The organism is Bradyrhizobium sp. SZCCHNRI3052, from assembly GCF_032484895.1.
Taxonomy (GTDB): Bacteria; Pseudomonadota; Alphaproteobacteria; order Rhizobiales; family Xanthobacteraceae; genus Bradyrhizobium.
This window is the reverse complement of sequence record NZ_JAUETW010000002.1, coordinates 204,456-227,321: the sequence shown is the minus strand read 5'-3', so window position 1 is coordinate 227,321 and position 22,866 is coordinate 204,456. Positions and strand designations below refer to the sequence as shown.

General features: G+C 60.6%; 22 protein-coding genes and 1 pseudogene. 9 read left to right on the top strand and 14 right to left on the bottom strand.

Annotated features, from left to right (window positions below):
- Positions 1 to 88: 88 nt before the first annotated feature.
- From QW887_RS06275 to QW887_RS06265, 3 genes are all read right to left on the bottom strand, one after another.
- Entirely contained in the window at positions 89 to 1,258 is a 1,170-nt protein-coding gene (locus QW887_RS06275; protein WP_315714225.1) for an iron-containing alcohol dehydrogenase, read from the bottom strand.
- Positions 1,259 to 1,403: 145 nt separating this feature from the next.
- Complete coding sequence (locus QW887_RS06270; RefSeq protein ID WP_316194268.1) at positions 1,404 to 2,117, bottom strand: SDR family NAD(P)-dependent oxidoreductase; 714 nt, start codon at positions 2,115 to 2,117, stop codon at positions 1,404 to 1,406.
- On the bottom strand, positions 2,114 to 2,686 hold the full coding sequence (locus tag QW887_RS06265; protein ID WP_315714223.1) for a 2-hydroxychromene-2-carboxylate isomerase: 573 nt from the start codon (positions 2,684 to 2,686) through the stop codon (positions 2,114 to 2,116). Before QW887_RS06265 ends, QW887_RS06270 begins: the two co-directional genes overlap by 4 nt.
- A 498-nt stretch (positions 2,687 to 3,184) precedes the next feature.
- Between QW887_RS06265 and grxD the strand changes: the two genes are divergently transcribed.
- Positions 3,185 to 3,511 (top strand): Grx4 family monothiol glutaredoxin, encoded by a 327-nt coding sequence (gene grxD / locus QW887_RS06260; RefSeq protein WP_315714222.1) that lies wholly within the window; start codon positions 3,185 to 3,187, stop codon positions 3,509 to 3,511.
- Between the two features lie 230 nt (positions 3,512 to 3,741).
- On the top strand, positions 3,742 to 5,067 hold the full coding sequence (locus QW887_RS06255; protein WP_315714221.1) for a 4Fe-4S binding protein: 1,326 nt from the start codon (positions 3,742 to 3,744) through the stop codon (positions 5,065 to 5,067).
- A 37-nt stretch (positions 5,068 to 5,104) separates the two neighbouring features.
- On the opposite strand, the gene QW887_RS06250 is transcribed toward QW887_RS06255, so the two are convergent.
- Positions 5,105 to 6,139 carry an NAD(P)H-binding protein gene (locus QW887_RS06250; protein ID WP_315714220.1) on the bottom strand — a complete coding sequence of 345 codons (1,035 nt, stop codon included), beginning with the start codon at positions 6,137 to 6,139 and terminating at the stop codon, positions 5,105 to 5,107.
- A 66-nt stretch (positions 6,140 to 6,205) separates the two neighbouring features.
- The gene (locus tag QW887_RS06245) at positions 6,206 to 6,796 is read right to left on the bottom strand and encodes a TetR/AcrR family transcriptional regulator (protein WP_315714219.1); all 591 of its coding nucleotides are present in this window, start codon (positions 6,794 to 6,796) and stop codon (positions 6,206 to 6,208) included.
- A 117-nt stretch (positions 6,797 to 6,913) separates the two neighbouring features.
- Here QW887_RS06245 and QW887_RS06240 point away from each other — a divergent pair, with 117 nt between their 5' ends.
- Both QW887_RS06240 and QW887_RS06235 read left to right on the top strand, forming a co-directional pair.
- Complete coding sequence (locus tag QW887_RS06240; RefSeq protein ID WP_315714218.1) at positions 6,914 to 7,699, top strand: oxidoreductase; 786 nt, start codon at positions 6,914 to 6,916, stop codon at positions 7,697 to 7,699.
- Between the two features lie 113 nt (positions 7,700 to 7,812).
- Entirely contained in the window at positions 7,813 to 8,907 is a 1,095-nt protein-coding gene (locus QW887_RS06235; RefSeq protein WP_315714217.1) for an alkene reductase, read from the top strand.
- Between the two features lie 49 nt (positions 8,908 to 8,956).
- Here the strand turns inward: QW887_RS06235 and QW887_RS06230 are convergent, their stop codons facing one another.
- The gene (locus QW887_RS06230) at positions 8,957 to 9,577 is read right to left on the bottom strand and encodes a TetR/AcrR family transcriptional regulator (RefSeq protein WP_315714216.1); all 621 of its coding nucleotides are present in this window, start codon (positions 9,575 to 9,577) and stop codon (positions 8,957 to 8,959) included.
- Positions 9,578 to 9,796: 219 nt separating this feature from the next.
- On the opposite strand from QW887_RS06230, the gene QW887_RS06225 reads away from it, so the two are divergent.
- Positions 9,797 to 10,993 carry an acetyl-CoA C-acyltransferase gene (locus QW887_RS06225; RefSeq protein WP_315714215.1) on the top strand — a complete coding sequence of 399 codons (1,197 nt, stop codon included), beginning with the start codon at positions 9,797 to 9,799 and terminating at the stop codon, positions 10,991 to 10,993.
- 103 nt (positions 10,994 to 11,096) lie between these two features.
- Here the strand turns inward: QW887_RS06225 and QW887_RS06220 are convergent, their stop codons facing one another.
- The gene (locus QW887_RS06220) at positions 11,097 to 11,591 is read right to left on the bottom strand and encodes a helix-turn-helix domain-containing protein (RefSeq protein WP_315714214.1); all 495 of its coding nucleotides are present in this window, start codon (positions 11,589 to 11,591) and stop codon (positions 11,097 to 11,099) included.
- Positions 11,592 to 11,752: 161 nt separating this feature from the next.
- Here QW887_RS06220 and QW887_RS06215 point away from each other — a divergent pair, with 161 nt between their 5' ends.
- From QW887_RS06215 to fabF, 4 genes are read left to right on the top strand one after another with little or no spacing between them, the layout of a single operon-like run.
- On the top strand, positions 11,753 to 12,244 hold the full coding sequence (locus QW887_RS06215) for a (2Fe-2S)-binding protein (protein WP_315714213.1): 492 nt from the start codon (positions 11,753 to 11,755) through the stop codon (positions 12,242 to 12,244).
- Entirely contained in the window at positions 12,241 to 14,613 is a 2,373-nt protein-coding gene (locus QW887_RS06210) for a xanthine dehydrogenase family protein molybdopterin-binding subunit (protein WP_315714212.1), read from the top strand. The genes QW887_RS06215 and QW887_RS06210 overlap by 4 nt, the downstream gene beginning before the upstream one ends.
- Positions 14,610 to 15,464 carry a xanthine dehydrogenase family protein subunit M gene (locus QW887_RS06205; protein ID WP_315714211.1) on the top strand — a complete coding sequence of 285 codons (855 nt, stop codon included), beginning with the start codon at positions 14,610 to 14,612 and terminating at the stop codon, positions 15,462 to 15,464. The genes QW887_RS06210 and QW887_RS06205 overlap by 4 nt, the downstream gene beginning before the upstream one ends.
- Before the next feature lie 13 nt (positions 15,465 to 15,477).
- Entirely contained in the window at positions 15,478 to 16,740 is a 1,263-nt protein-coding gene (fabF, locus tag QW887_RS06200) for a beta-ketoacyl-ACP synthase II (protein ID WP_315714210.1), read from the top strand.
- An 83-nt stretch (positions 16,741 to 16,823) separates the two neighbouring features.
- Here the strand turns inward: fabF and QW887_RS06195 are convergent, their stop codons facing one another.
- The 7 genes and pseudogenes from QW887_RS06195 to QW887_RS06165 form a co-directional block, all read right to left on the bottom strand.
- A complete protein-coding gene (locus tag QW887_RS06195; RefSeq protein WP_315714209.1) occupies positions 16,824 to 17,327 on the bottom strand; it encodes a helix-turn-helix domain-containing protein in 504 nt (167 codons plus the stop codon).
- Between the two features lie 154 nt (positions 17,328 to 17,481).
- Positions 17,482 to 18,747, bottom strand: a complete 1,266-nt coding sequence (locus QW887_RS06190) for a CoA transferase (RefSeq protein ID WP_315714208.1) — start codon at positions 18,745 to 18,747, stop codon at positions 17,482 to 17,484.
- A 1-nt stretch (position 18,748) separates the two neighbouring features.
- Positions 18,749 to 19,546 (bottom strand): enoyl-CoA hydratase/isomerase family protein, encoded by a 798-nt coding sequence (locus QW887_RS06185; RefSeq protein WP_315714207.1) that lies wholly within the window; start codon positions 19,544 to 19,546, stop codon positions 18,749 to 18,751.
- A 99-nt stretch (positions 19,547 to 19,645) separates the two neighbouring features.
- Positions 19,646 to 20,152, bottom strand: a pseudogene (locus QW887_RS34880) (fumarylacetoacetate hydrolase family protein); the annotation flags it as partial.
- Positions 20,153 to 20,258: 106 nt separating this feature from the next.
- The gene (locus QW887_RS06175) at positions 20,259 to 20,969 is read right to left on the bottom strand and encodes an SDR family NAD(P)-dependent oxidoreductase (protein ID WP_315714205.1); all 711 of its coding nucleotides are present in this window, start codon (positions 20,967 to 20,969) and stop codon (positions 20,259 to 20,261) included.
- Positions 20,966 to 21,796 carry an enoyl-CoA hydratase-related protein gene (locus tag QW887_RS06170; protein WP_315714204.1) on the bottom strand — a complete coding sequence of 277 codons (831 nt, stop codon included), beginning with the start codon at positions 21,794 to 21,796 and terminating at the stop codon, positions 20,966 to 20,968. The genes QW887_RS06175 and QW887_RS06170 overlap by 4 nt, the downstream gene beginning before the upstream one ends.
- Positions 21,797 to 21,861: 65 nt before the next feature.
- On the bottom strand, positions 21,862 to 22,866 hold the full coding sequence (locus QW887_RS06165; RefSeq protein WP_315714203.1) for a nitronate monooxygenase family protein: 1,005 nt from the start codon (positions 22,864 to 22,866) through the stop codon (positions 21,862 to 21,864).

Below are 22,866 nucleotides of genomic sequence, written 5' to 3'. Positions count from 1 at the left end.
CGTTCGGCCGGTCTATCCGATTGAAATAGACGAGCTTTGTACCGACCGTACGGCCCACCGCATCCCCTGGCCGCCGGGCTGACACGCGCTAAGCGGCCATCCGGAGAATCTTAACGATGTCTTCGGGGCCTTTGATCGGACGCGGGTTTGCGCGCGTGAAAACCGAAAGCATCGCGTTCCGTCCGATCAGATCGAATTTGTCCTCGGTCACGCCAACTTCAGACAATCGACGCGGGAGCTCCAACTGTCGTATAAATTCGGCGAAGGTCTCGCTTGCTTTCGCCCCCGGCACTCCCCAAGCTTCGGCGAGCTTGTCTTGTGCTCCAGCCGTATCCGGGCGATTGAACTCCAGCACGCTGGGCATCATAACCGCGGTGCAAAAGTAATGCGGCACATCGCATGTACCGCCAAGCACGTGTCCGATAGCATGGCTCGCCCCCATCGGAACCCGACACTGCAGCCCGAAGGCGGACAGCCACGACCCGAGTTGGCAGGATTGCCGGGCCTCAAGATCGTCCGGATTCATTTTTGTCGCGAGCAGCCCGTCATAGAGATAGCGCAGTCCTCGCAGGCAAACGCTTTCGACGAGGGGATCGCCTCTCGGCGAGCAGACGGCTTCGATCCCGTGGTCCATCGCGCGCGTTCCGGAGCCGAGCCACAAGTTTTGGGGCGTGTGAACCGTAATCGCGGGATCGAGGATGATCGAACGAGGCATCATCAAGGGATGGTGAAAGATCTGCTTCAGTTTCCGCCGTGTATCGGTAACGAGGCTACCGGCGTTGTATTCGCCGCCGGACAATGTACTCGGGATGGCGATCATCCTGACGCGCGGGGCTCGAAACGGACCAGGGCGCGGGCCCTCCGGGGTCGAGACTACTTCAAACCCGTCGAGGCCGCCCTCATCGGTGATCTTGTGCTCAATGCACATCAGAACGATTTTTGCCGCGTCGACGACAGAACCACCGCCGACGGCCACGATCAGGTCGGCGCCCGCCCCGACCGCCCTTGCGGCTGCAGCTACGGCAGACGTACGGGTGGTGTGCTGCGGGACCCCATCAAACGTCCCCGCATACCTAGAACCTAATGCTTTGCGGATCTTTTCGATCTCGTCGGTTTTCGTATTCAACGTATGGCTGGCAATCAGAAACACCCTGTGCGCGTTGAGCCGCTCCGCCTCCTCGGCCAGCGCTTGCCCGGCAGGCTTTCCGAAGATCACCTGATCCATCGGGGGATATTGATGAAGTCCAACCTTGATCATGGGCTCTCTCCTAAAAAGAGGTTGTCGTCGCACCAACCGGGAGTTGGCTGTTTCCTCCCGATCAGTCAGGCGGGCTGCCCGATGACGTTCAGATGTGGAGCGCGGCGCCAACACCGCGAACGACGACGGACCGCTCGCCCTGGATCTACCAGGGTTCGCGGTACGGTCGCACTTCCGAGAGGAAAGACCACGCCGAGCGGTCCTGATGCGCGATGTGGTAGATTTCCTCGGCGATCGCCGCGGGTTTGATGAAGAACTCGTCGGGCGCGTCCTTCATTCGCTCCCGCTGCCATGGCACGTCAATGACCGCATCGATGACCAGATAAGCCACGTGAATCCCTTGCGGGCCGAGGTCGCGCGCGATCGACTCGGCGAGGATACGCTGGGCTGCCTTCGTCGGCGCAAAACCCGCGAAGTTCGCCTTTCCTCGCAGAGCCGACGTGTTGCCCGTTACGAGGAGCGCTCCGCCGCCAGCCGCTATCATTGGGGGCGCGACGTGCCGCGCGAGATGGAGCAGTGCCATCACGTTCGTCTCGAAATTGGCTCGGAGAACCTCGGGACCTACCTCCTGAAACTTTCCGAACGCCCCGCCAACCGCGTTATGGACAACGACCTTCGGCGGGCCGGACCGCCGGTCGATCTCGTCGAGCACCCGCGCGAGCGCTGCCGAGTCCGAGACGTCACACGCCATCGGAATACTCGACGGAATCTCCGCCGATAGCGCGTCCAGGCGCGCCTTGTCGCGCGCGAGCATCGCGACGCGATACCCTCCGGCCGCGAACCGCCTGACGATAGCAGAGCCGGTACCAGGTCCGACTCCGGTGACCATTGCCAGCGGCTGCGCATCAATCTTGCTCATGCTGCCCTCAGTTCTTCGCGAATGAATTCAAGGCGGTCATTGTCGAAAAACATTTCGTCGTTCACGATGAAAGTCGGCGCGCCGAAGATGCCACGCGCTCCCGCTGCTTCATTTCTCTGCGTCAACCGATCATCCAATTCGCTGCTATCGACACTGGAAGCAACTTGGGGGTCACGTATTCCGGAAGCTTCAAGGATCCGCACCAGATCCCCGGCTGTGCTCAGCGGCAAGCCATGTCGCCAGAACGCCGGAAAGATCGCCGCAACGACCTCCTTGGCGAGACCGCAATCTTCCGCCGCGCGCAGCGGCCTGCGGCCGTCGATCGATTTTATGTCCTTATGCCGGCTCAGCGGTACGCCGTATCTCTTCGCCCAGCGCTGTAGATCTGCGCCGGCGTATTTGCCTTTGGCCGGACAGGTCAAGGTCGTCGGCGTGTTACCGCCCTGCTTCATGGCTGCGACGATATCTACAGGATGGTAGCTCAGCTCAGCATCCAGCGTGCCGAGCTGAGAGTGGGCGAGATAGGAATAAGGACTGCGAAAGTCGAAATAGAAGTCGATGCTGGTCATTGCGCTCGTCATCCAACTCCCCGGCAGAAGCAGCGGAGCCTGCCAAGACGGAATGTTAAGACGCCTTGAGTCTGGGCCAGACGAATTCGACCGCCCCGGTCGCCTTGAGCTTGCCGCCCCCTGATGCGCGGACAACCTCCAAATTCCAAAAATTGGGGTCGAGCGCCCATTTTCCCTCCTGAAACAGTGGCTTCGGCGCAGACGACAGCCATCAGTCTCTTCTTGTGATTGACCCGACTTTAGCTGCCACAGAACGCTCGTCAATTCCTTTTTAGAATTGATATTCGATCCAATCGAGCGCCCGGTCGTTCTAATCCCTCCAAGCGATGGTCGACTGTCCGATCGACCGGCATCCTTCGTGGACTCTGCGGAAAATAATAGCTACCGCGCCTTAGCGCGAGGCCGGCCAAGCAGGCTTCAAGGCAATTTCGCTCTTTTCTGGCCCGACCATTAAGTGCTAAATTCGAACTGATGCGACGGACAGATGGAGAGACCAACATGAGCGTTGCGCAGTTCATTCGCAGTGAGGTGGAGTCCAACGAGATCGTCCTGTTCATGAAAGGTACGCCCTCGTCGCCGGCCTGCGGGTTCTCGGCGCAGGTAGTTCGCATCCTCGATCATCTGGGAGTTTCGTTCAAATCGCACAACATCTACGAGTCGGAGGAGTTGCGGCAGGGTATCAAGGACTACTCGGACTGGCCGACCATTCCACAGCTGTATGTACGGGGCGAATTCGTAGGTGGCTGCGATATCGTGACGGAGATGTTCCGGTCTGGAGAGCTGCAGGCCATTCTCTCGGAGCCGCAGGAAGCGGCGCGATCATGAACCACGGCTGGGCTCTCTGTCGATGGCCTACCCCGTCATCAGAGGGCGCCGATGTCGCGAAAACACATGAGCGTCCGCGCAATGTTTGGTCATTTGCCGTGTGATGTGCAGGGCCAAGCGCTATCGAGGATGGAGCAGCGCCTGGTGGCAGTCTCAGCATTCTTTCGTTGCATCAATCGCAGGTCGCTTCCCAGTCGGAATGACACTCGACGCATCTGAGGAGACGAAAATTGACCATTGAGGATCATCCGACGGTAAAGGCCTTTCGGTCGCGCAGCCTGGCCCGGACCGACGCGGCGCCGCTGTCGGCGGAGCTCGTCAAGAGGATCGCGATGAGCTGTGGAGCGGACGATGTCGGGCTGGTCGAGATTGGCCGTCCGGCAATCAGTCCCCAAGTCGACTACATCCGAAAGGTCTATGGCCGCACGAAGTCCTTGATGGCGATCGCATGTCATATGAATCGCGAGCCGGTACGCTCTCCCACTCGCTCGGTGGCTAATGAGGAATTTCATGGAACCTATGACCATGTGAACGAGACTTCGCGCGCAATTGTCCGCGCCCTGGCGGAGCACGGCATCGCGGCCTGCAATTCGGTTGCCGCATTTCCCATGGAGATGGACCAGGCACGCATCATGATGGTGCAGCACAAGCCGGTCGCCGTCGAGGCCGGGCTGGGTCGCATGGGGATTCATCGCAACATCATCCACCCGAAATTTGGCAGCTTCATCCTGCTTGGAACGATCTTGCTGGCGGACGAGATCGATGCCTATGACCAGCCGATCGACTATAATCCTTGCTTGGAATGCCGACTATGTGTCGGAGCTTGCCCCGTCGGCGCGATAAAGCACGATGGGTACTTCGATTTTCAGACCTGCTTCACGCACAACTACCACGATTTTCTCGGAAACTTTACCAAATGGGTCGAAGAGGTTGCGGACTCGCGTGATGCGAAGGACTACAGGTCCCGCGTGAGCCCTTCCGAGACTCAGAGCATTTGGCAATCTCTCTCATTCAAGCCCGGGTACAAGGCTGCATATTGCGTATCGGTCTGCCCGGCTGGCGAGGATGTAATCGGACCATATCTTGATGACCGGGTGTCCTATGTGAATGATGTGGTCAAACCTCTGCTCGAGAAAGAAGAGACGCTGTTCGTGATTCCTGGATCGGACGCCGAGGAGAGTGCGCCACGACGGTTCCCGAATAAGACGATCCGGCATGTGCGCGCAGGACGTCCGATCGGAAGCGTTCAGGCGTACCTCTTTACACTGAGGCTCGGCTTCCAGCGTGGAAAGGCAAAGAAGCTCGATCTGGTCACTCATTGGACCTTTACGGGAAAAACTCCGTTCCAAGGGACAGTGCGCATCAACGACAAGATTCTGGATGTAACGCCCGGAACCCATGCCGGCGACGCCCGGCTTTCGATCACGGCCGATAGCGAGGCATGGCTCCGAGTGCTTAGCCGCGATCTCGAGCTTGCGGAGGCGATCGAGTCGCGGCTCATCGTTCCAAGCGATGCAGATCTGTTCGCCGCCTATATGCGCTGCTTTCCATTCTAGGGCTTTCAGGTCCGGAGTTTTGAGCGAGGCAAAGCCGCTATGCCTGCAAGACACGGGTCGGGTTCAGATCCTTCACTTCGCGGTGCTGCAGATGGTTTGGCGTCCCCCTCTCGAAGCGCCACGCCTCCTTTTCAATGACCTTCCTGAATGTGGTGGCCGGCCGGCCGAGCAGCTTCTCGACGTCCTGCGTTACCTCGGCAATATACCGATCACCGCCATTTTGCATGCACAGGTTTTCCAGATGCAACGCAGGATGCTCAGCGATATGAGGCATGAGCTTACGCATACGTTGCCGAAACTCTTCCATCGTCGTCGGCAGGTATTCGATCTTTCGACCGAGCGCCGCCGAGTAATCCTCGGCAAACCCGTACATGTCCTTTCGTTCCGGCCCCGTCAACTCGTAGGACTTCCCAGCGTGGCCGGCTGGGTCAGCTAACACCTCAATACAGACATCAGCGACGTCGGCCGTTGCCACCGGCGCGGTCTTTCCCAGGCCGAATGGCAGACGGATCGTGCCGTCCTCCTTGATGGTCATAGCCGGCACCCACAGTGTGATTGGGTTCTCGACGAACATCGCCGCCTGGATATGAACGATCGGCAGGCCTGACCAATCGAGGGCTCGCTCGCCCGCCCAATGCGCCCTTTGCTGGGGCGACCACTGGACGTCCACGCCCAGCACGGCGATGCGCTCCGCGTCCGGCGCCGACATGGTCTCGAGCGTCATGTGACATTGCTCATAGTCCGACATGTTGACGAATATCTCGGTGCCTCCTTCCTTCTTGGCCGCTGCGGCCATTAAGATGGTGGCATCGGCGTAGGACGGGTTCAGGCTCATGCTGAAATAGATGCGCCGCACACCCTTGACGGCCTGCGTGACGTCACGCGGATTTAGGAGATCGCCCACGAACACCTCGGCTCCCATGTCGCGCAAACTCTGCGCCCGCTCGTCATTTTTCCGCACGAACGCACGGACGGGAAGGCCGCGGTGCAGCAGGCCGCGAACAATGGTTCGGCCAACCGAGCCGGTTTGTCCACCGGCGCTCGTCACCAGAATTGGCGCCTTGCTCTTCATACTCGTGTCCTCCCTGATCTCGATCGTTTACTTGGTCTGATTATCTGAAAGCCGGACGAGACAAGCTCAGCGCTCTTGTTGAGGTACGAGCGCGAGCGCATTTGCTGCATGAATGCCAGCCGCAAGTATCGCATCCGACATCGACGAGTCTTCGGCGGCACGAGCAAGCTGGAGAGAGCCGACGAGTACAGCGAAAATTCCGATTGCGGCCTCTTGCGCGGCGCGGCTGGACGTTTTCCGCGGCAATCGCCTCTTTAGCTGCTCGAATATTTCGCGCAATCTAGCTGTGTAGGCCTTTCGGACGGATCGAGGTTGGCGACCGATCTCTGGAAGCAGTGCAGCCGAGGCGCATCCAACGTCCGGCCGATCGCGATGCTCCGCAGACAGGTAAGACCGGATCAGCGTGCTCAGTTCCCCGGGGACAACGTCGGCTTCGCTCAGTCGCCGCAACTGCTCGTCCAGCGCCCGCTCAAGCCCTTCCCGAACGAGATCGCTTTTCGAGCCGAAGTGAGAATAGAAGCCGCCATTCGTAAGGCCCGCCTCGGACATAATTCCCGTCATTCCAGTCGCCGCAATGCCTTGGCGCCGGAATTTCCTTGCGGCGACCTTCAGTATCCGCTCGTGCGAACTATCCTTGTGCCCCTTGGCATACCGCATGCAGGCCCTCCGAACGAACAGCCTATTGTATGATGTAAATCATGTGATATGTATACCTTAATCTAACCTAGGGTTCAACTGCGTCAACGGAGAGCTTCTGTGCGACAGGACGGAAAAGTGGCGATTGTGACCGGGGCTTCGACGGGAATCGGGCTGTCCTCCGCAAGAGCATTGCGCGAGGCGGGATTCCGGGTGTTCGGGACCAGCCGACGAGCTGCCGCGAGCGATCCTGAGATGCTAAGCTGCGATGTGACGGACGACGCCTCGGTGAAAGCGGCCGTCGACAAGGTACTGGCTGCGACCGGCAGGATCGATGTTCTGGTGAACAACGCAGGCTTCGGCTTGCTGGGCGGGGCCGAAGAATCCTCGGCCGATCAGGCCAAGGCCTTGTTCGACGTGAACGTCTTCGGAGTGATGCGCATGACAAATGCGGTCCTCCCGACCATGCGAGATCGAAAAGCCGGACGGATCATCAACATTAGTTCGGTCTTGGGATTGATACCTGCGCCGTTTTCCGCCCTCTATTCTTCTACGAAGCATGCCATCGAGGGTTACTCCGAATCTCTCGACCACGAAGTGCGGATCTTTGGCGTTCGCGTTTGCCTGCTTGAGCCGGCCTATACCCGCACCTCGTTTGAGCAGAACATGGTGCTTCCGGACCGGAACCTGAAGGAATATGTGTCGGCGCGAACCCGAGCCAGCGCGCTGCTACGCGATGTGATGAATACAGCCGAGAGTCCCGAGGTTGTTGCCGAGAAGGTGATTTTGGCCGCGACAACGCCATCACCTCGTCGGCGATACACCTGCGGAAAGGTTGCGCGCCAGGTGAGCATCCTTCGTCGTTTTGTGCCTGAAGGAATGTTCGACAAAAGCCTTCGCAAGCAGATGGGGCTGCCGGGGTGATCCCGTCGAAACAGTCGATCGCGAGCGATTTCCACGATCGCCGCGACAGGATGTTTGAACCTCCCGATCAACAACTTCGCGCGAACGCCTTGCAACCGCATTCCGGAGGCTAAATGCCGTCGCTGTTTGACCCCGTAACTATTGGCGATCTGCATCTGCCGAACCGGGTCATCATGGCCCCGCTGACCAGGCTACGCGCAGGCCAGAGCCGGATCCCCAATGCGATCATGGCGGAGTATTACGCGCAGAGGGCTTCGGCGGGTCTGATCATCACAGAAGGTGTTCCTGTTTCGCCTCAGGCAGTGGGCTATGCCGGCGTTCCCGGCATTTGGTCGGCAGACCACGTCGAGGGCTGGAAAGCCGTTACACGCGCGGTGAAGGCACGTGGGGGGCGGATTTTCATGCAGATCTGGCACGTCGGCCGGATCTCCGATCCAATATTCCTGGATGGTCAGGCGCCGGTCGGCCCCAGCCCGATCGCCGCGAAAGGCAACGTCAGCCTTGTCCGTCCGGAACGGGCTTTCAGCGTGCCGCGCCCGCTTACGACAGAAGAAGTCTTGGAGGTTGTCGAAGCATTTCGCAATGCTGCCAAGTTTGCCCAGATAGCTGGCTTCGATGGCGTGGAGCTACACGGCGCGAATGGGTATTTGCTGGACCAATTCCTCCAAGATAGCTCCAACCAAAGGACGGATCGGTACGGAGGCTCAATCGAAAGCCGCGCCAGGCTCTTGCTCGAGGCCACAGATGCTGCAGTGTCGGTATGGGGACCCGACCGGGTGGGAATGCATCTTGCGCCTCGGGCTGACGTGCATTCCATGGGCGACTCCGACCGTGCCTCGACGTTCGGATACGTGGCAGCTGAACTCGGACGGCGCGGCATCGCCTTCATCTGCGCTCGCGAGCGCTTGGGACCCGACAGCTTGGGACCGTCTCTCAAGGCCGCCTTCGGCGGAAAGTATATTGCAAATGAAGGTTTCACTGCGGAAACCGCCCAGGCGGTTCTCGATGCGGGTTGGGCCGATGCGGTTGCCTTCGGAAAGGCATTCATTGCCAATCCGGATCTGCCTAAGCGCTTGGCGCTCGGCGCGCCGCTCAATCAGCCCCGCCCCGAAACTTTCTACGGTCCGGATGCCCACGGTTATACCGACTATCCTACACTACCGAAATCTCCGGAGAACGTGGGGCGCGAAGATCCGGCGAAAACATAGGAGCGGGCCTCACCGAGCACCTCGGTGTGGAACAGAGGCGCCATCACGATCATTTTTTTTGAACTAAGCTCCTGGCCGCGCGGTCGGACCGTCGAGCACCAAGTTCACCAATGATCTCTCGACCGGCCCCAAGAATATGGTCAGAAGCCGCTTTGCTGTTGACAGCACGGGCGAGCAGAATTGAACCTACCATGGTCGAGATGATGCCTGTGGCGATCTGGCGTGCCTCTTGAGAAGAAGCGCCGGAATTTAGCTCAGCTAGGACGTCGACCATTTGATCCAGCTTACGCTCAAAGCTCCGGCGTGCCCGCGCTTCTGATCGCCCGATGTCGGCGGCGAGCGCCGGAAGCGCGCAACCGTGCGTGGGATCGTCACGGTGGCGAGGACTGAGGTAATCGGCAACGATCGCATCAACGCACGTCGGGACAGCGCTCCCATTCGTCAGCCGCTTCCAGCGCTCGATAGTCTGATCCATTGCAAAGCCGGTTGCTTCAGCAACGAGAGCCGCACGGGACGCGAAATAGTTATAGAAGCCGCCATGTGTCAGACCGACGAGCTGCATAAAATCGACAACGCTGAGCGCTTCGGCACCTTTCTTGCGCAGACCGTAGGAGGCATTCTCGACGATCCGGTCGCGGGTCTGACGCTTATGATCTTTCACGTAACGCATCGTGCTTCATCCGATTTGCAGAAGATCTGCTGGGCGGCTCATCAGACACCAAACGCCCCATGGCCGGCCGCTCCGATTCCAGCCGACATCTAAGCATCGGCGCCGGCGTTTCAGTCCTGGATTTTGCGCCATGCCTCCCCGCAACATTTCATTGCAAGATGAGCCAAATTATATGATTATCGTCATACAAACAACACCGCTTGTCGGGGAGATTTCACCATGTCCGCAGTCACCGATCCCGTTGTCATTCTTTCGGCCGTACGCACGCCTTTGGGACGTTTCATGGGTGAGTTGTCGCCGCTCTCGGCACATAAGCTCGGCTCTCACGCGATCGCGGCAGCGCTGGAGCGTGCCAAGCTCGCGCCGGAGCGGATCGACGAGGTCTTCATGGGTAACGTGCTGCCGGCCGGCCAGGGGCAGGCGCCGGCCCGCCAGGCTGCGCGCGGCGCCAGACTGCCTGATGCGACCGGGGCCACCACGATCAACAAGGTTTGCGGCTCCGGCATGAAGGCGACCATGCTCGGCCACGACATCATCAATGCGGGCTCTGCCGCCATCGTGCTGTCCGGTGGCATGGAGAGCATGAGCAACGCGCCATATCTGCTGGCAAAGGCGCGCGCCGGCTATCGGGCCGGCCACGACCGGATCATCGACCACATGTTGATGGACGGCCTGGAAGATGCCTATGAGACCGGCCGTTCGATGGGTGACTTCGGCGAGGCCACGGCCGAAGCCTATCAGTTCACCCGCAAGGACCAAGACGCCTATGCGATGGAGACGCTGATCCGAGCACGCAAGGCCGTGGAAAGCGGCGCGTTCAAGGCCGAAATCGCACCGATCACTCTGGCCGAAAAAGCAGGGCCGCGCGTCATCGCCAATGACGAGCATCCGCTGAAGGTAGACCCTGCCAAGATCCCAGGCTTGAAGGCGGCGTTCCGCGCCAACGGCACCATCACGCCTGCCGCCTCCTCGGCGAACGCGGACGGAGCCGCCGCCCTGATCCTGGCGAAGCGCTCGCTCGTCGATCGCGAGGGACTGCCGGCGCTGGCGGAAATCAGGGGCCACGCCACCCATAGCCAAGAACCGCAATGGTTCACCACCGCGCCGATCCCGGCGATCCGCAAGCTCCTGGACAAGGTCGGCTGGAGCGTCGGCGACGTCGACCTGTTTGAAATCAACGAAGCCTTTGCGGTGGTGGCGATGGCCGCGCAGAAGGACCTCGGCATTCCCCGCGAAAAGCTCAACGTCCATGGTGGCGCCTGCGCGCTCGGCCACCCGATCGGCGCCACCGGCGCGCGATTGATCGTGACGCTGCTGCATGCGCTGGAAGCGCAGAACCTCAAACGCGGCGTCGCCGCACTCTGCATCGGCGGCGGTGAAGCCACTGCAATCGCCGTCCAGCGCATCGTTCGCTAGTCGAGGCCAGCTCGCAAAAAGAACTTGGCAAGCGGCCCACATGGTGTCGCTTGCCGATTTTCTATCGGGAAGCTCACCCCCGGTCCACCTTCTGCAATCCGAATCATCGCTGGTCGAACTTGGCGAGCCGCCACCGAACAAGGTCGTCAGCCCCTGGTCCGGCCAACGGCCGGACATCCCTCATGCGCACCAATTCTCCCGACTTGTCATCGACAAGAGCGAGCTTAACCGGACGTCCGCTGTTCTTGTTGATGAATTTGAGCGGCGGACCCGCATCCCCCGTAATCGCCCACTTGTCCCCGACCTGGGCAAGCGCCTGGATCACCAGGATAATGTCCCTGCCCTTTCGGGTCAGAAGGTATTCGTAGCGTTCAGGGCCGGTCTGATACCGACGCCGCTCGAGCAGTTCATTTTCTTCGAGATGCTTGAGCCGATCGGACAGGGTGGCATGTGTGACGCCGGTCGACTTCCTCAACTCGTCATATCTGCTCAATCCCAGTGACAGATCGCGCAGGATGAGCATGGCCCAGCGGTCACCGACAGCGTTCAATACGCCGGCGATCGAGCACGCCATTCCTTCAAAGCCCTTCGAGCGCATCATCCCTCCTAACAACACTTCTCAGCAGAATAATCATGCTCGGGACGCCATCCAAGCGCCAAGCCGCGAACATCGACAAGAAATGTCTTGCATTTTTGTCACTCTTATTATTAGAGTGACTATTGGATAACAAAAACCGCGCGCCGATCCCAGGAGGATAAATGCCCGACCCTCACAGCCGGCACTTGGTGACATTCGAGATAAACGGATCGCGCAAGACGGTTTTCGTTGAAGCGCGAAAGTTGCTGGTCCATCTGATCCGGGAGGATCTTGGCCTCACCGGCACCCATGTCGGCTGCGACACCTCCCAATGCGGTGCCTGCACCGTCGAAATCGATGGACTGGCGGTCAAATCCTGCACGGTACTGGCCGTGACGGCGGACGGCGCGTCGATCACCACGGTCGAGGGATTGACCGATCCCGGTGGCGAACTCAGCGCTGTTCAGGCCGCCTTTCACGAACATCACGCGCTGCAATGCGGCTTCTGTACGCCGGGCATGGTGATGAGCGTACGGCAGCTCCTGAGGGATCATCCCAATCCCGGCGAGCACGACATCCGCCATGGACTTGCCGGCAATATCTGCCGCTGCACCGGCTATCACAACATTGTCCGCGCCGTTGAAAGCCTCGCAGCGAAGGAGCAGCAGCCTTGAACGACACGCCTGCGATCCGCCATATCGGTCGGCCCTTAAAGCGGCGCGAAGATTTCAAGCTGCTCGCTGGCAAGGGCCGCTACGTCGATGACGTCAGGCTGCCGGGCATGCTGCACATGGCGGTACTGCGATCGCCGCACGCCCACGCCGAGATTAGAAGCGTCGATCTCTCTGCAGCAAAAGCCGCACCAGGGGTTCGCTTGGTCCTTTCCGGGATGGCGCTCGCCGGCAAGATTGGCCCGATTGTTCCGAACTGGGTTCTTCCGGGCAGCAAGGTGCCGTTCCGCCCTGTAGTCGCGACCGACCGCGTCCGCTTTGTCGGCGAATGCGTAGCGCTGGTAGTGGCGGAAACGTTGGCCGAAGCCTACGACGCCGTCGGGCTGATCGACGTCGGTTACGAAGTGCTGCCTGCCGTGATCGACGAAGAGACCGCAATCCGGCAGGACGTGCCGCAACTTCATGACAACGTTCCCGGCAACATCACTACGATCTACAAGGTGCGTGGCGGCGACTACCAGAAGGCCGCCCACGAGGCCGATCAGGTCATCGGACTGCGCGTCGTCAACAACCGCCTGATCCCGACCTGCATGGAAACGCGCGCGATCGTTGCCACGCCGGAGCCAGACGGGACGCTGACGGTCTATATTGGCAGCCAAGTTCCGCACATGCACCGGCGCTGGATCGCCGAGACGGTTCGTATTCCCGAGCATCAGTTGCGGGTGATCGCGCCTGATATCGGAGGTGGGTTTGGCGCCAAAATGCACCTCTACCCTGAAGACTTGCTCTGCCCCTATCTCGCACGCGAGCTCGGCGTGCCAGTCAAATGGTGGGAAAGCCGCTCCGAAAGCCATCAATCGACCAGCCACGGTCGCGCGCACACGGAGAATATCGAGATCGCGTTCAAAAACGACGGCAATATCCTGGGCCTGAAAGTCGAAACCCTTGGTAATGTCGGCGCCTATCTGTCGAACATGGCGAGCGGCGGTCCCACCGTGAACACCGTCAACTTCGGTACCGGAACCTATAAGATCGATAACTACGAGGCGATATCCCGAGTCGTTGTCACCAATACGGTGCCGGTGGATGCCTATCGCGGCTATGGACGGCCAGAGGGCGCCTATATCGCCGAGCGGGCGATCGATGCGGTCGCGCGTCACCTTCATCTCGACCAAGTCGAGGTGCGGCGGAAGAATTTCGTTCAAGCAGCGGAATTTCCGTATCGACCGTATGGCAGCACGGGCGTGATGTACGACAGCGGTAATTATCAGGGACTGCTCGACAAGGCGCTTGCCGCCTTCGACTACGAAGGGCGCCGAAAGGAATGTGATGCCTTGCGTGCCAACGGTGTCTATCGCGGCGTCGGCATCGCCGCCTATACGCATATGTGTGGCATGGCGCCGTCGCGGCGGCTGGCGCTCAGCGGATTTGATCGCGGCGGCTGGGAAAGTGCGCGGGTCAGCATCGATTCCAGCGGCCGGGCGACGATCTATTCAGGCTCGATGAACCAGGGTCAGGGCCATATCACGTCGCTGTCGCAGATTGCCGCGGACGTGCTGCAGATTCCCGTTGAGGACATCGACATCGTGCAGGGGGACACGCGGCAAGTGCAGGCCGGCCACGGCACGTTCAATTCCCGCTCGATGGCGGTCGGCGGATCCAGTGTGCATGTATGCTCGCAGCGCGTCGTGGCCAAAGCAAAGAAGATCGCGGCGAGCATGCTGGAAGTGGATGAGAAGGACGTTTCCTATTCCGCCGGTGCGTTCAGCGTGCCTGGCACGGATATCGCGCCGTTAACGTTCTCGAAGGTGGCCCGCATGGCTTATGTCGGCCACAAGCTGCCGGATGGCGTTACACCGGGCCTGGACGAAACGGAGTTTTACGACCCAACCGGTATGGGCTCGCCGTCAGGCGTCCACCTCACCTACGTCGAGGTCGATCCTGAGACTGGCATCGTCGACATTCTCGACTATGTCGCGGTTGACGACGTCGGCACCCTGATCAATCCACGTCTCGCGGCGGGCCAGATTCATGGTGGCGTCGTGCAGGGCATCGCGCAGGCGCTCTATGAAGAGGTCAGCTACGATCCAGACAATGGACAACTCCTGACCGGCTCGCTGCTCGACTATGCCGTTCCGCGCGCCGAGCACGTGCCGAACATCCGCTCGCAGTTCCAGGAGACGCCCTCGCCGACCAATCCGATTGGCGTCAAGGGCATCGGCGAGAGTGGCTCGATCGCGGCGCCCCCCTGCATGGTCCACGCCGTACTCGATGCGTTGTCACCGTTCGGTATCAAACATCTCGATATGCCGCTGACGCCGCCGCGAATCTGGAAGGCGGTACAAGAGGCGAGCTCGGGAGAACTCCAATGATCCCGGCAGCCTTCAACTATGTCCGCGCGGCTTCGCTCGCCCAGGCCATCGATCTGCTACGGGAAGATCCCGACGGAACGAAGCTCCTGGCCGGTGGCCATACCTTGCTTCCGGCCCTGAAGCTGCGGCTGGCGTCGCCCGAACTTCTGATCGATATCGGAGGCATCACCGAGCTCAAGGGCATCGAGATCGGCAAAGCCGGAGTCAGGATCGGCGCGCTGACGCGGCATGCCGACCTGCTTGCATCAGAGACGCTGTTCGAGGAATTGCCCATCTTTCGCCAGGCGGCGAGTCTGATAGCCGATCCCCAGGTGCGTAACCGTGGCACGATCGGCGGCTCGCTTGCGAATGCCGATCCGGCAGCTGACTGGCCGGCGGTCGTCGTCGCGCTGAAGGCAGAGATCGAGATCGCTGGCGCGAACGGCCACAGACGGGTCGCGGCGCAGGATTTCTTTGTCGATATCTTTTCTACTGTGCTGGAACCGGACGAGGTTCTCACCAGCATTCATATCCCGCGGCCGACAGCCGGCATGCGCTTCATATACCGAAAGATCCGGCATCCCGCGAGCGGCTTTGCTGTCGTGGGCATTGCGGTCGGCGTGCGCATGCGAGACGGCGTGGTGGCCGAGGTCTCCCTCGGCGTGACAGGCGCGGCGAACCACGCTTTCGCCGGCCAGGCCGCTGCCGATTTCCTGACCGGAAAGACATTGTCGCGGGAGAATATCGACCAGGCGGCCACATTGCTGAGCGAGACCACCGAATGCCTCTCGGATCGCTACGCTTCGGCGGAGTATCGGGCGAATCTGATCCGGACCGAGACCAGACGCGCGCTACTTGCGCTTTCCTCGTGAGACGGAATCCGTGATGCGCCGAGTCGTCGTTACGGGATTGGGATTGGTATCGCCGGTGGGTTGCGGCAGCGAGCTGGCGTGGTCACGGCTGCTCGCGGCCCGTTCGGGGCTTGCCGCCCTTCCCGAGTGGGCGGCGGCCCTGCCGGCGCGGGTCGCAGGAATGGTGCCGACAAGGGCCAAAGATCAAGAGGGCGGATTCGATCCGGATCTGACCGTCGCGCCTAAGGATCAGCGAAGGATGGATCGCTTCATCCTGTTCGCGCTTGCCGCCGCGGCCGAGGCCATTGCCCAGGCGGAATGGACTCCGTCCGACGCGCATTCGCTTGAGCGCACGGCGACAGTGATCGCTTCCGGCATCGGAGGCTTTCCGGCGATCGTGGAAGCGGTCCGCACCACAGACCAGCGCGGGGTCCGGCGTCTCTCGCCTTTCACCGTGCCGTCCTTTCTCGCAAATCTCGCGGCTGGCCACATCTCGATCCGCTACGGCTTCAAGGGTCCCATCGGCGCGCCGGTCACCGCCTGCGCCGCGAGCGTGCAGGCAATCGGCGATGCCGCACGCCTGATCCGATCTGGAGAAGCCGACGCCGCGGTTTGCGGCGGTTCGGAAGCCTGCATCGATCTCGTGAGCCTGGGCGGGTTCGCCGCTGCGCGTGCGCTTTCGACCGGCTTCAATGAAACGCCCGCCCGCGCTTCCCGTCCCTTCGACCGTGATCGCGACGGCTTTGTCATGGGCGAAGGCGCGGGCGTCCTGGTCATAGAAGAGCTGGAGCATGCGATCCGCCGCGGCGCAAAGCCGATTGCGGAAATCGTCGGCTACGGAACGACGGCAGATGCGTACCACATCACGTCAGGGCCCGAGGACGGCGACGGTGCGCGCCGCGCCATGGAAGGCGCATTGCGGCAGGCCGGCCTCAAACCCGGTGACGTCCAGCACCTCAACGCGCATTCCACGTCAACGCCAGTTGGCGATGTTTCCGAACTGGAGGCGATCAAGGCGGTCTTCGGCCGCGAGGGGCAGATTGCCGTGAGTGCCACCAAATCCGCAACTGGCCATCTGCTCGGAGCGGCCGGCGGAGCGGAAGCAATCTTCACGATTCTGGCGCTGCGCGATCAAGTCGCGCCACCTACTCTCAATCTCGAAACTTGCGATGCCGCCGCGGCAGGTGTCGACCTTGTCGCCGGTCAGGCCCGGCCCATGACGATGGAGCATGCGATCTCCAACGGTTTCGGCTTTGGAGGCGTCAACGCGAGCATCATTTTTCGGCGCTGGCAGTAGAGCGGGGTTCAGCTCCGGTAAAAGCGGAGCGGGCCACGGCTGCTGCGTTCTCCCGGCCGCCTCAGCCGCATCTTGGCAAGCCGCTACTTCCGCTTTCGTCTTTGGGCGCTTGCCCTCACACCAGCCGAGGCTTCCGCAGAAGCCGTGCCACCAAATCGCTTGCGATTGAAGGGAACGGCGCCCGAGCCCGGCACCACTTCGACGTCCTCGAGCCGCAGGGGCTTGCCGCTGGACGTCCGCAGTACGGGAAATTCAATCGGGCGCCCAGCGACACGATCGCGGAAGACGACCTGCGGTCCCTCAGGCTCTGCGAGCCAATCATCGCCCCACTTCTTGAGAGCCAGGTAGGCCGGAAAGAAAGCGCGCCCCTTCTCGGTCAGCACGTACTCGTATCGTCCGGAATGTTCGGGCAGCGGCACGCGCGTCATCACACCAGCATCGACGAACTTCTTCAAGCGATTGCTCAAGATATTGGGAGCAATACCAATGTAGTGTTCGAACTCATCGAACCGCTTCACGCCATAATAGGCTTCACGGAGAATCAGGATGGACCAGCGGTCGCCGACCACCTCCATGGCACGAGCCATGGAGCATTCCTTATTGGCAAGACGGCTCTGCTTCGCACCGGACATCGTTTTCCTAGCTTCGAATTCAGCTCATACCATATTGAGCGGAATCCCAGTATGTCCAGTGCCAGCTAGGGGGTTGCAAACCTTCGCAGCCGAATGGTTCTCTCGGATCTCAGGCCGCACGGCCCGACTCGGCCGGCGGTTTGACGCCAATCTCGGGCTCCAGAGCGCGGGGATGCGTGACCAGCACACCCGCTTCGCTCAAGCGTCTCAGTTCCTCCTGGCTCACGCCCAGTTCGCTGAACACCTCGAAATTGTGCTCTCCCTGGAACGCAGGTGCTCCGATCGGCTTCAACTCCTCCGCCGAGAACCGCCACGGCCGACCCGGCAGTCGATATTCGCCGCCGCTGCGGTCCGGCACGTGCTGCACTGCGCCCCAATAATCGCTCCATTCCGACGCGCTTAGTTCCTTGATCGAGCGGATCTCGCCCATCGCGATCTTGGCTTCGTCGAATTGGGCATCGAGCGTCGCCATGTCGGGGAAGGTCAAGATCCACGACTGGATCATCTGGTGCAGCACACCGAAATTCAAGCGACGCGCGGCCGCGCTCGCAAAGCGCGGGTCGTCCATCAAATCCACGCGACGCATCGCGCGCAGCCAGGATGGGAAGGTCCGGCTGCCGACAATGCTCGTCGCAACCGTGAAATGCTCTCCATTAGGTCCGGTAAAGAATGAGCAGTCCGTCGCGCCGAGCACGGCGGGCTCGGCTCCAATATCATCGTCGGAAAGATCGACATGTGCACGTTCGTTGACCGCGAGCAGTGTCGCAGCCATCGCGACATCGATATATTGGCCCTGACCTGTCCTTTGGCGGCTATTCAGCGCGCCAAGAATCGCGATGGTGGCCTGCAGGCCGGCGTAGACGTCCGCGTGCGAGAGGCTGTCCGTGCGCGGTTCAGTCAACGCCTCTCCATAGTGACGAATGCTGTTTTCGGTGAAGCCGGCCTCGGCCTGCACGGTCGGCGCATAGGCCATCCGGCTGCGCCAGGGTCCGCCCTGGCCATAGCCGGTGATCGAGGCATATACCAATCGCGGATTGCGCTTGGACAGGGTTTCATAATCAAGGCCGAAGAAACCAAGCGTGCCCGCGCGGAAGTTTTCCACGACGACATCGGCGGTATCGCAGAGCTTCAGTGCGAGTTCATAAGCACCGGGAACATTGAGATTGATGCTGACGTTGCGTTTACCGGCGTTCTGCTGCGCGTAATAGCCCGACATCCCGTCGGTTGAGGGAAACGCGAAGCGTGAGACGTCCGGGCTTGGCGGCTCCACCTTGATGACCTCGGCACCGAGATCCTGCAAGGTTCGCGCGCATAAGGGGCCTGCCAACACACGGGAGAAGTCGACGACACGGATTCCGTTGAGAGGACCGCCCATGTCAACGCCCCGCGAACTTGGCGAGACCCGGGCCGTTCTTGCGGAATGACGCAAGACCGGTTTTCAGATCTTCCGATGCCCAGATCGGCGCCTGCACTCTTGCCATCGCCTCGTCTGCCGCCACCACACCGTCGTTGACCGCAATATGCACTAGCTCCTTGGTCGCCGCGTGCGCTACCGTCGGCCCCTGCGCGAACTCCTCCGCGATAGACATCGTCGCCTTTTCCAAGGATTCCTCGGGCACGGTAAGATTAATCAGGCCCCACTTCTCCAATGTCGGCGCATCGTAGCGCCGTGCCAACATCGACATCTCTTTGGCTCGCTGTGCCCCGATCCGCTGAACTTGCCGCTGGATTCCGCCAAGTAGCGGATGCAACCCAAGCGTCGCCTCGACCGAGCCGATCTTTGCTGACGAAGCTGCGATGACATAGTCGCATGACAGCGCGAGCTCGAGCCCGCCGCCGAGGCAAACGCCATGAACGCTGGCGATCAACGGAATCGGCAATAATTCCATGAAGCGGAGGAACTCGACCCCGCTCAGCAGCCGATTTTCACCGCTCTGATCAGATGTGCCCTCCGCTACGCGCTTGTCAAAGATGTCCAGGTCGGCGCCGGCAGAAAAGTGGCGCAATCCGCTCCGGATCACGATGGCACGGCTACCCGCCTTTCGCGATGCTTCCACCTGCTCCACGATAGCGTTGATGAGCTTCGGGCCGAGCAGATTGTACGGCCGGTAAACCATCGTCAAAACGGAGATATTGCCACGCTCCTCGCGCGCAACCATCGCTTCCTCGGACAAAGTTGCCTCCTGTTTTCCGGCCCCTCACCTGCAGATGCACACTCCGGCTCTTGCAGGCACAATACATGATGACTTGCGTTTTGCAAGTCGTCATCGATATCAACCAGTCCGGCGTTCCACGCGGTTCTTCAGGATGCCGATCTTCTCGACTTCGAGCTCAATGCCCTCTCCATGCTCGAGGTACCACCGAGTTCGAGGCCGCAGCCATTGCCAACCGTGTCAGACTCGATGAACTCGCCGGGCATCAACGTCTCATCCAGGGTGACGTGTGCAATGATTTCCTCGAATGAGAAAAGCACGCCTTCGCTGGTACCTTGAGAACGAAGTTCTCAGTTCACGCGAGCTTCCATCCTGAGTTTGTAGGAGTCGTCAATTTCGTCATGCGTGACGATCCAGGGTCCCCAACACATTGCCCCCATCAAAGCTTTTACCCTTGGCCGGCCCGAGCCGGCCTGCCATCTCTATGAGCTGGGCATCTCGCGCGGAAAAACCATTGAAAATCGTGTAGCCAAATATGTGATCGCGCGCCTTCGCAGCCATGTTCGCGCCTTTACGCTTAGTGACGAATCCGAACGCCAGTTCGTAGTCCATCACCTTCCTGCACCGTGAAGCGGAGCATAGGCCACGGCTTGCAATTGCACGTCATGACGCTGAGAAATTTCAGGTGGCCACGGGCCCGCCTCCCATGAATGAGGCACCGGCTTGACGGCGATCACCACCTTTCCTGGGAGGTACGGACATCAACTTCAAACGACCATGCTCGCAGTGATTGCCGGTAGAGGAACGCAAATGCGTCGACTATGCCCTCGATACTGACCAGGCTGTTCTCCCGCTGGGCTGCGTCGGGTATGCGCTTGAAGATCTTGTCACCGGCGATGGCTCCGTCGACAACGACGTGCCCTACATGGATCCCTTCGCTGGCATATTCCTTTGCCATGGCCTGCGCGAGAATCCGCAAGCCAGCTTTCGCCGAATTGAACGCGCCATACCCCGCTTTTCCGCGCAGCGAAGCACTGGCGCCGGTAAACAAAAGCGTGCCGGCCTTGTTCGGCAGCATGCGGCGAACGGCCTCGCGGCCAAACAGGAACCCACCGAAGCAGACGACACGCCAGCTTTGCTCGAAGTACCCCGCTTCCATCTCCAGAATACGCCCGGGTGTGTTGTTGCCCGCATTATAGATCGCCAGATCGAGTTCATCGCCGGCTCTGTCGAACATTGCGACTACATCGGCTTCGTTCGTCGCATCCGCCACTATCGGGAGAGCCTGTCCGCCCGATGAGGTAATGTCATTTGCGATCGTCTCGAGCGCGAGTTTCGTACGGCCGGCGACTATCACCCTCAAACCTTCAGCGGCGAATCTCTTGCACAACTGGGCCCCCAGTCCCCGCTCTGGGCCCACTCCGATGACAATTGCTGTCTTCATGGAATGCCTCGAAAATCAGGCGCGCGCTTCTCGATGAACGCCTTTACGGCTTCAGCATGCTGTGCAGTCTCCGCCGCCATGACCATGTTTTTGGCTTCATGGTCCAGCGATGTCACAAAATCTGTCGACAGCGCCAGATCGAGATTGTCTTTGATCGCTGCATACGCATGGGCCGGACCATTCGCGAGTGTTCTTGCGATGACAAACGCTTCGCTTAGCAGATCTGCATCGGGTACTACACGGTTGACAAGGCCCAACGCCTCGCAGCGGCGGGCATCGATCCGTTCTGACAAATACATCAGCTCTCGCGCGCGCGCCGTTCCGGCCAACCGGGTCAGCAGCCAGGAAATTCCGTAGTCTCCGGTCAATGCAATCTTGGCATAACCAGTAGTCATTAAGGCAGATTCGGAGGCAATCCGGATATCGCAAGCAAGCGCGATGGCAAGGCCGGCGCCGGCGGCCGGCCCCGGAAGCGCCGCGATCGTTGGCTTGCGGAGAGAAACAAGCGCCCCGGTCAGCGTCCGCTGCCCTTCCATCAGGCGTACGACCTTGTCTCCATAGGCCATGGGCCTCGTGGACGACTTTGTGCCCATACCCTTGACATCACCGCCGGAGCAAAACGCGGTGCCGGCGCCGGTGATCAGCAGAGCGCCGACATCAGGATCGCTGCCAGTCTGCCTGATCATCCGGCGCAGCGCCGGCGTCAAATGGTCCGATAGTGAATTCCGCGCTTCGGGCCGGTTCAGCGTGATAATGGCAACGCGATCTCGGACCGAGCAGAGTAGTTCGTCCGTTCCGGTGTCAATCGAAATTGATCCATCGGTCATGATACGCAGCCTCCCGGCCCAGGACCATCAGCAATCCGCCACCTCGTTAGCGGACGTCTGTCGCCTCAAGCCCTCTTTCGGGCGGAATTTTCGTCGGCGTCGAGGAAGCCGGTTAGTCGCTGACGGATGATCGCATCCGCATCGGTCATGATGCGATCGATCAGTTCCTTCACCGTTGGAATGTCATGGATGAGGCCGACGACCATGCCGCAGCTCCAGGCCCCGGCATCCATGTCGCCATCGATCATGACCCTGGGGTAGACGCCCGCGACCTGGTCGAGGATGTCCTCGATCTTCAGGCTCTTGCCCTTTTCACGCTCGATCTCCAGCAGGCGATCGACGCCCTTGTTCTTCAACACACGCTCGGTGTTGCGCAAGTTGCGCATTACAAGGCGGGTGTCGAGTTCGGTAGCTTCCAACAGCGCGTTCTTGACGTTGTCGTGCACCGGCGCTTCCTTGGTAGCGATGAAACGCGTGCCCATATTGATGCCTGCCGCGCCCATCGCCAGCGCCGCGACCAGGCTGCGGGCATCCGCCATGCCGCCCGAGGCCACGAATGGGATCGACAACTCATCGGCGGCGCGCGGCAACAGGATCATGTTGGGCATGTCGTCTTCGCCGGGATGACCGCCGCATTCGAAACCGTCGACGCTGACGGCGTCGCACCCGATTTCCTGGGCTTTGAGCGAATGCCGGACGGACGTGCACTTGTGGATCACCTTGATGCCAGCCGCCTTGAGCGCTGGCATGTATTGCTCGGGACTGCGGCCCGCGGTCTCGACGGCCCTGACGCCGCCTTCGGCGATGGCTTGAATGTATTCGGGATAGGGTGGCGCCGAAAAGGTCGGCAGGAAGGTGAGGTTTACGCCGAACGGCTTGTCCGTCATATCGCGGCAGCGCGCGATCTCCTTGGCCAACAGCTCCGGCGTCTTCTGCGTCAAGCCGGTGATGATGCCAAGGCCGCCGGCGTTGGACACCGCTGCAGCCAGTTCGGCAAAGCCGACATAATGCATGCCGCCCTGAATAATCGGATGCTGGATGCCAAATAGTTCAGTGATAGCTGTCTTCAC